The 8,196-nt window shown below is 30.7% G+C and carries 10 protein-coding genes and 1 pseudogene; 2 read left to right on the top strand and 9 right to left on the bottom strand.

Features of this window, described 5'->3' with window-relative positions; genetic code table 11:
* The 4 genes from RR539_RS07340 to RR539_RS07325 all read right to left on the bottom strand — a co-directional run.
* Nucleotides 1–929, bottom strand: a 929-nt coding sequence (locus RR539_RS07340; RefSeq protein WP_332483499.1) for a D-alanyl-D-alanine carboxypeptidase family protein, incomplete at its 3' end; no start/stop codon positions are given.
* A 65-nt stretch (nucleotides 930–994) separates the two neighbouring features.
* Nucleotides 995–1,210, bottom strand: a complete 216-nt coding sequence (locus RR539_RS07335) for a (2Fe-2S)-binding protein (RefSeq protein WP_332473231.1) — start codon at nucleotides 1,208–1,210, stop codon at nucleotides 995–997.
* A gap of 113 nt (nucleotides 1,211–1,323) precedes the next feature.
* On the bottom strand, nucleotides 1,324–2,922 hold the full coding sequence (locus tag RR539_RS07330; protein ID WP_332473230.1) for a SulP family inorganic anion transporter: 1,599 nt from the start codon (nucleotides 2,920–2,922) through the stop codon (nucleotides 1,324–1,326).
* 136 nt (nucleotides 2,923–3,058) lie between these two features.
* On the bottom strand, nucleotides 3,059–3,238 hold the full coding sequence (locus RR539_RS07325; protein WP_332473229.1) for a hypothetical protein: 180 nt from the start codon (nucleotides 3,236–3,238) through the stop codon (nucleotides 3,059–3,061).
* 118 nt (nucleotides 3,239–3,356) lie between these two features.
* On the opposite strand from RR539_RS07325, the gene RR539_RS07320 reads away from it, so the two are divergent.
* The gene (locus RR539_RS07320) at nucleotides 3,357–3,545 is read left to right on the top strand and encodes a hypothetical protein (RefSeq protein ID WP_332473228.1); all 189 of its coding nucleotides are present in this window, start codon (nucleotides 3,357–3,359) and stop codon (nucleotides 3,543–3,545) included.
* A 105-nt stretch (nucleotides 3,546–3,650) separates the two neighbouring features.
* Here RR539_RS07320 and RR539_RS07315 read toward each other — a convergent pair whose 3' ends face one another.
* The 4 genes and pseudogenes from RR539_RS07315 to RR539_RS07300 form a co-directional block, all read right to left on the bottom strand.
* Nucleotides 3,651–4,013, bottom strand: coding sequence for an arsenate reductase family protein (locus tag RR539_RS07315; protein WP_332473227.1), 363 nt, complete (start codon nucleotides 4,011–4,013; stop codon nucleotides 3,651–3,653).
* Between the two features lie 229 nt (nucleotides 4,014–4,242).
* Complete coding sequence (locus tag RR539_RS07310; protein WP_332473226.1) at nucleotides 4,243–4,653, bottom strand: PBECR3 domain-containing polyvalent protein; 411 nt, start codon at nucleotides 4,651–4,653, stop codon at nucleotides 4,243–4,245.
* A gap of 40 nt (nucleotides 4,654–4,693) precedes the next feature.
* Nucleotides 4,694–5,231: pseudogene (locus tag RR539_RS07305) on the bottom strand (nitroreductase family protein).
* A 102-nt stretch (nucleotides 5,232–5,333) separates the two neighbouring features.
* Entirely contained in the window at nucleotides 5,334–6,794 is a 1,461-nt protein-coding gene (locus RR539_RS07300) for a catalase (RefSeq protein ID WP_332483501.1), read from the bottom strand.
* Between the two features lie 158 nt (nucleotides 6,795–6,952).
* Between RR539_RS07300 and RR539_RS07295 the strand changes: the two genes are divergently transcribed.
* A complete protein-coding gene (locus RR539_RS07295; RefSeq protein ID WP_332474772.1) occupies nucleotides 6,953–7,933 on the top strand; it encodes a lipoate--protein ligase in 981 nt (326 codons plus the stop codon).
* Nucleotides 7,934–7,967: 34 nt separating this feature from the next.
* Here the strand turns inward: RR539_RS07295 and RR539_RS07290 are convergent.
* The coding region (locus tag RR539_RS07290) for a hypothetical protein (protein WP_332500291.1) at nucleotides 7,968–8,196 on the bottom strand (229 nt) is incomplete at its 5' end.

Raw genomic sequence — 8,196 nt, 5'->3', positions numbered from 1 at the left:
ACTCCTCCAACATGGTATTCACTTTCAAGATCATAGATACTTGCCTTATTTATAATTCTTTTTTTTGCAAAATTAGCCTTAGCATAGTTAATAAGACTTAAGCTAGCATTATATCTTTCATCTTCAGATTTAGAACCAAGCGATACTGCAATAACCCTATACGGCTTCTCATCCTTAGCTGTTGGCTTAATCTCTACAGTTGATGCAAGGCAGTACCCAGCCTCATTTGTAAATCCTGTTTTAAGTCCATCTACACCAATATTCTTAGATAAAAGTTTATTAGTTGCTGGATATGTTAATCCGTTATATGTAAAACTTTTCCTTGATGTTATTTTAAGAGTCTGTGGATAATTATCTATTATTTTTTTAGATAGTATGGCAATTTCATATGCTGTTGTTGTATTAAACGCTTTGTCCTTCTCTGTAAGTCCACTTGTATTTATAAATTTTGTTTTGTTAAGTCCAATCTCCTTACTCTTATCATTCATAAGAGTAATAAAGTCCTTTTTCGTAAGCTTAGATACAAAATCTTCTAATATAATTGCACTATCATTAGCAGAAATTATTAGAAGTGATTCTATAAGCTGAGTTAAGGTTACCTGATCTCCATTTTTAAGATTAAGCTTACTTCCATCACTTGGAATAACGCTTAAATCAAGATTAACAACAATCTTTGTGTTTAATGGAATTGATGCTGCCTTTAAAGAATCCATTACAACCAGATAAGTCATTAATTTAGTTACCGATGCCTGTGCTAAAATCTTATCCTTATCCTTTGAATTCAGCACCTTCATAGTGTCTGCATCTACTAAAACACCCGCTTTATATAAACTACTTGCACTAACTATAGTTGAGTAAGGAAGTAGTATAGATATACATAGTAAAGATAATATAATTACCTTCTGTATTCGTTTTTTAAGTATATTCATATAATAGTCACCTTTCTATTGTTATTTACAATATAAAAAGAGGAAATCAAAAGATCCCTCTTAATTTATTTATCTCTATAACTTGCAATAAGCTCTTCAATCTTATATTTGCATCTAGCACCCTTACAGTTGCCTCCACCTGCTCTCGTAGCCTTCTTAACATCCTCAAATGTTCTAGCTCCATCTTTAATAGCAGTTTTAATAGCATGTCTAGTTACTACTGAGCACACACAGGTTTTTGTTAATTTATCGATTACTTCTTCTTGAAGTTTATTATCCATAGTATTCTCCTCTCAATAAACATTAGTTTAATTGAATTCTATATTATTTTAGTAGAAAATACAATTAAAAAAGTATTAAAATTAAAAAGCCTAGGATAATCCTAGGCTTTTTGTTATGCGTTAATTTTAAGATTCTCTTCAAAATCTATATATAAGTTATTATTACCATTATCTTTAAATCCTATTCGCTTAAGAGCATGTTTAGGTTGGTCATGTATATTCATCACCTTTAGCCTTACCCCCTTAACTAAACAAATGCTATATATTTTGTTTAAAGCATCTATTCCACTAGAATCTATAGAACAGGTATTCCTCATATCTATAATAATTTCGCTACATCTATTTGAATCCCTTTTTACGTCCTCTACAAGATTCTGAACCACTCCGAAAAATAAAGGTCCGTTAATCTTATATGTTATTGATGTTAATTTATCATTAGATAGACTTATGCTATTAACACACTGAATATCAGTTGCTTCACACATAGACTTAATAAATAAAAATGCAGCAAGTACCATACCAACTTCTATAGCAATAACTAAATCAAACACAACTGTTAATGAAAATGTAACTAAAAGTAAAACCACATCACTTTTTGGTGCCTTTAAAAGTGCCTTAAAGTTTTCAATTTCAGCCATATTATAAGATACTACAATTAATATTGCAGCAAGTGTTGTCATAGGTATTAACTTTGCAATAGGTAGGAAAATAAGCATTATTAATAGAAGACAAATAGCATGAATCATACCTGATACTGGACTTGTCCCTCCATTTTTAACGTTTGCAGCTGTTCTAGCAATTGCCCCTGTAGCTGGTATACCACCAAATAATCCTGAGAATATATTAGCAGTTCCCTGAGCTATAAGCTCCATATTAGAATCATGTTTATCACCTGTCATAGAATCTGCAACAACCGCTGATAATAAAGACTCAACTGAAGCAAGTAATGCAATTGTAAATGCTGGTCCTATTAAACTCTTAATCATATTAAAATCTACACCTTCAAAGCTAGCAAATGATATCGATGAAGAAATATTTTCAAAGCTTGACCCTATTGTAGCTACTGGTAACTTAAAAATATAAACTAATAAAGTAGTAATTATAAGCGCGACTAGTGACCCTGGTATCTTATCACTTGCTTTTTTAAAGTTAACGATTATTAAAACAGATAAAATACCAATTCCTAAACTTAAGTAATTCACCTTATCTAAATTACTTAAATACGCACTCCACTTTCCTATAAAAGAAGAGTCTATATTTTCTATATTCATTCCTAAAAAGTCCTTAATTTGTGTAGAAAAAAGAGTAACAGCAATTCCTGCTGTAAATCCTATTGTTATAGGATATGGAACAAACTTTATAAATCTTCCCATTTTAAATATTCCAAGAAGAATCATAATTATACCTGCCATAATAGTTGAAACTATAAGGCCTTGTATTCCGTATGTTGATATAATTCCATAAACAATAACAACAAATGCACCTGTAGGTCCACCTATCTGTACATTACTTCCTCCAAGAAAGGATATTATAAATCCCGCTATAATTGCTGTAATAAGTCCCTTTTCAGGGGATACTCCTGAGGATATCCCAAGCGCTACCGACAGCGGCAAGGCAATTATTGCAACAATTACTCCTGAAATAAAGTCTTTCGCTAAACTCTCTTTAGTAATCTCTCCTCTTTTAATCATCTCAAATAACTTAGGTTTCATATTTATGCCTCCAAACTTATTTGGCACCATTACTATCCTATTCCTAATAAATTGCTTTGTCAAAATTAAAAAATGGAGTATTTAATAATATTTTAAAAATACTCCATTTTTTTAAGGTTTTATACAGTTTTTTAACTTAGCTTATAAATAATAATGTCTCAATAACTTTCTTTGGAACCATAATAATATATGGTGCTGCTACAAGTGCTACTACTATAGCTACCTTGTTATATACAATCCTTGAGAACCCTGATTTTATAAGCTGTTTTCTAATCCATAGATATTCTAAAACACCTGCTACTAATAATCCAATCACATAGCAAACCCCTAAAGTAAAACTACTAAAAGGATTAAGCATTATCTGCTCCTCAAGGGGCTGTACCCACCTATAATGAGGTAAAAATACAGATAATCCATAAACTACTATATACAAAATGAAATCAATAAAAACACATACTAAAAAGTTCTTATTAGTTATGCCTATAATTCGTTTTGTACTTATTTTGCATTTTAAGACTTTTACGCCTACAAAGAGTCCTAAAAACAAAAGAATATATTTTAATAGTAATGGAACTACTACTATTGGAGGTATTAACATTAATATGTACGCAGGTAAAACATAACTATTAAGTTTTATCTCCTTCATAAAACCCTCCATTTCATATTTTATGTATATTATACATTATTTTGGGTTACATAACAATTTATAGATGCAAAAAGGGAAAGATTTACTTCTTTCCCTTTAATACTGCTTCATATTCATTTTCCTTAAATCCAACTAAAAACTTATCATCGTATACTAGGATAGGTCTTTTTACAAGCATACCGTTGGTAGCTAGTATCTCTATTAGCTCCTCCTCAGTATGAGTGTCAAACTTCTCCTTAATATTAAGCTCTTTATATAGCTTACCTGATGTATTAAAAAACTTCTTAAGTGGTAATCCACTACTGTTAATCCATGTAGTTAACTCTTCTTTCGTAGGTCTATTATCAACAATATGTCTCTCTTCAACATCAACATTATTATCCTTAAGCCAAGACTTAGCTTTCCTGCAAGTTGTTCACTTAGGATATTCTAAATATAATCTCATATAATCACTACCTTATGTAAAATATTAACTTAATTATATTATTTATAATATATATTGTCAATAGATAATAGTTATCCACAATTAAACAAAATAAAAACACTTAAATAAGTGCTTTATTGTAATAGATGACAGGTCGGCGTATCCTGTATCTCTTTAACTATGTAACATAGCGCGTGGGGAGCCATTTCCCACCTCATCATATACTTATAATAAGTATATCACAAGTTGGTTATTTTTTCAAGTTGCTATTTGTAACTTGAAATCTTCCACTATGTATTCTACTCTCTAGCTTACCATCTGTTATAGGATACATAGATGAAACATATATATATTCTTCATTAAAATCTATTTCAACAGAAACTAATATATGATTCTCATGTATATCCTTAACAAGCTCTATACTAAACCCTACCTTACTAGGATGTACTCCAACATAATCTGGCTGCTTTATAACCATTTTAATACATCCTAGTGGATCGAATAGGTTTTTCTTACTTAATTGGCTTTTGTGTTTCTTTAGAATATGTCTTAAAACCCCATTATTCATATATACAGTTCCACTATAATTAAATTCAGCTAATTCGGCTATATCCTCTTTAATTTTGCCTACCCTAAAATATGACTCATATTTTTTGCTCATGTTATCTCCTAGCTAAACTCATTAAGAGTATTATTAATAATTAATATTCATTGAAGCTAAGTATACTATCTATATCCTGTCTAACCTTTTTTCTAGGTTCCTTATCACCATAGTATCCAATTGATATAATAAGCTCAATTGGAACATTTTTAGGTATATTTAATAGTTTTTTAATCTTATCCTCTTTAAACCATCCAATTATACAAGTACCAAGTCCAATATCACTTGCTTGAAGACATATATGCTCAGCAGCAATTCCTATATCTATAGGAGTATATTCCTTATGTTTTAATAATTGACCTATTGTTGAAGTTAAATTTCTCTTTTGGCTTGTTATAATAATAAAATTCGGTGCTGTTTTTGCAAATTTATTTATACCTCCAACTAGTGGGTCATAACAATACTCCCCTATCTTCGAAGCCTTTTCCTTATCGTTTACAATAATAAACCTCCAAGGCTGTGAATTACATGCAGAAGGTGCTAGCCTTGCGGCTTCTATGCAGCTTACTAATTTCTACTTCCTTATCTAAATATCCTCTTATGCTTTCTCTTTTTAATACTAAATCTTTAAAACTCATAATATCCTCCTAGGAGATTTTTTGTAAATTGTACCATAGATTAGTTTTTTATTTCAATATATAAGGTCTATAGAAAAATTATTCCTCCATAGACCTAAAAATTTATTTTCTTAACCTAATTCCTTTTCTTACCCTATCTCCAAACTCAGCTGATGCCTGTGTAAAATAACTTACTACTCTTTTTTGAATTTCACGATCTACATTAAATAAGTCATTTACTATATTATCTATTAAATGATCTTGCTGCTCCTTTGTAAAGGATTCATATAATTCCCCTGCCTGCTTAAAATTATTTTCATTATTAATTTGTCTACGTGCAATATTTCCGCTTATATACTCAGCAGATTCTTTTCCACTTAAAGGGCATACCCTTGGATTATTACTATCTAAATAGTTTGGCGAGTAATTTACCCTACCTTTATGCTTTTTATATGCCATAGCACCATCTCTTTCGTTATTATCAACTTGGACTACTGGCATGTTTATAGGAATTTGTTCAAAGTTTGCTCCTAGTCTATGACGCTGTGCATCTTTATATGAAAACAATCTTCCCTGTAAAAGCTTATCATTTGAAGCTTCGACTCCAGGTACAAGATTAGATGGACAAAATGCTACCTGCTCAGATTCCTCAAAAAAGTTATCTGGATTCCTTGTTAAAAATAATCTACCAACCTTAATTAGTGGAAATACCTTCTCTGACCATATTTTAGTTGCATCTAATGGATCAAAATCTAAGTTATGATCCTCCCTTGGGTTCAATATTTGAACTAACAAGTCATATTCTACTCTTTTCCCCTTACTTAAGGTATCATACAAATCCCTAGTTGCAATATCCGGGTCTACCCCTGCTAGAATCTCAGCTTCTTGTCTAGTTATTGTTTCCTCCCCTAAAATAGGTGTCCAGTGATACTTAACAAGGAATTTTTCACCTCTCTCATTTATCCATACATAGGTGTTAACCCCAAACCCCTTCATCTTCCTATAACTCTTAATAGTTCCATAATCAGAAAACAGGAATGTAATCATATGTGTAGCCTCTGGTGAACAGGATATAAAATCCCAAAACCTATTAGGATCATGTAAGTTGTTATCAGGAGATGGCTTAAATGCATGTATAAGGTCTGGGAACTTAATAGCATCTCTTATGAAAAACACAGGTAGATTATTCCCTACTATATCTAGATTGCCGTCATCAGTATATAGCTTAACTGCAAATCCTCTAGGATCTCTTGCTGTATCTGGAGAGCCCTTTGAACCTATAACAGTTGAAAATCTTACAAAAGCCTCAGTTTCTAATCCTATTTCATTAAATACTCTAGCCTTAGTGTATTTACCCATTGAATTTGTTAATTTAAAATATCCATGGGCACCTGCACCTTTAGCGTGAACTACCCTCTCTGGTATTCTTTCTCTATTAAAATGTGCCAGCTTATCAATAAGATGTAAATCTCTTAATATAACAGGTCCATCTATACCTACAGTTAAAGAATGTGAGTCATTTTCTATTGGTGCGCCCTGATTAGAGGTCATGCATTTATGTCTATCATTTCTTCTATTTGACATAATTATCCTCCTTCAATATTTATTCCATCACTCTATATTATGTAAGAAAACACAAGTTGTTACACTTATAAGTATTCTGTTAAGAATATATCGAATATTGTTAAAATTTATCATTTACTTTAAAATTAACAATATAAAAACATTTTTGGAGGATAATTATGATATTTATATATAACAAATCAACTGACCCCTACTTTAATTTAGCTGCTGAGGAATATGTTCTTAAAAATTTTAATGATGACTGCTTTATGCTATGGAGAAATTCCAAGGCTGTTATTATAGGAAAAAACCAAAATGCTATAGCAGAAATAAACCGTGACTATGTTACCTCTAATAATATCCCTGTAGTTAGAAGACTATCAGGTGGTGGTGCTGTGTTCCATGACCTTGGAAATGTTAACTTTACATTTATAACAAATGATACAGATGACTTTGTTAACTTTGGTAAGTTTACTGAGCCAATAATAGGTGTTTTAAAGGATAATCTTTCTATTAATGCAGAACTATCAGGTAGAAACGATTTAACAATTGATTCTAAAAAATTCTCAGGTAATGCACAGTATAACTATAAAAACAGAGTTCTTCATCATGGAACATTACTATTTTCATCAAGTATAGATAATATTTCTGAGTCACTAAATGTAAAACCTATTAAGCTTCAAAGTAAGGGTGTTAAATCTGTTAAAAGCAGGGTAACTAATATAAGCTCACATTTAAATTCTCCATTAACCATTGAAGAGTTTATAGATATGACAATGAACTATGTTAAGGAAAACAGTCTAGATGGTGAAATATATGAATTTACTAAAGAGGATGTAAAAGCTATTGAAAATCTTAAAGACGAAAAGTATTCAACATGGGAATGGAATTATGGAAAATCTCCTAAGTATGACTATACAAATGAAGATAAGCTTTCAGGTGGTATTGTAGAGATTAACCTAAATGTTAAGTCAGGGGTTATTAATGAATGTAAAATATATGGAGACTTTTTTAGTAAAAAGGACATTAAAGATGTAGAACAGGCCCTAATAGGTGTAAAGCATCAACATAATGATATACATACTAAACTAAGTGAATTTGAAATTGATAAATACTTTGCAGGTATAACTTTAGAAGAGCTAATGATGGTATTTATATAAAGAAATAGGTTATAACAATTTTTGTTATAACCTATTAGCTTGTACACCTCATTCTTATAGGGGGCATCACTACTTGAAATACACTTTTATCATTTATATCATCCTCTGAAACTTTAATAGAACTTACACTAGTACTTAATTTATCTATAGTTACAATATTTATATGCTTCATACGCTTTCTAATAAACTCTAAAAACGGATAAAGCTCATACCACTGCTTCATAAAACTAAGTATTTCACGGCTATTTTTCATAACCCTTAAT

The sequence above is a fragment of the Clostridium sp. genome (assembly GCF_036639235.1).
Taxonomy (GTDB): Bacteria; Bacillota; Clostridia; order Clostridiales; family Caloramatoraceae; genus Clostridium_AB.
Note: the sequence above shows the minus strand (reverse complement) of the source record. Positions and strands in the feature narration are given on the sequence as shown.

Excerpts from the sequence above, each read along its gene's own strand:
- RR539_RS07320 (WP_332473228.1), top strand. The coding sequence starts at position 3,357 with ATGAAATCAATAAAAACACATACTAAAAAGTTCTTATTAGTTATGCCT.
- RR539_RS07300 (WP_332483501.1), bottom strand. The coding sequence starts at position 6,794 with ATGTCAAATAGAAGAAATGATAGACATAAATGCATGACCTCTAATCAG.
- RR539_RS07295 (WP_332474772.1), top strand. The coding sequence starts at position 6,953 with ATGATATTTATATATAACAAATCAACTGACCCCTACTTTAATTTAGCT.
- RR539_RS07310 (WP_332473226.1), bottom strand. The coding sequence starts at position 4,653 with ATGAGCAAAAAATATGAGTCATATTTTAGGGTAGGCAAAATTAAAGAG.
- RR539_RS07335 (WP_332473231.1), bottom strand. The coding sequence starts at position 1,210 with ATGGATAATAAACTTCAAGAAGAAGTAATCGATAAATTAACAAAAACC.
- RR539_RS07330 (WP_332473230.1), bottom strand. The coding sequence starts at position 2,922 with ATGAAACCTAAGTTATTTGAGATGATTAAAAGAGGAGAGATTACTAAA.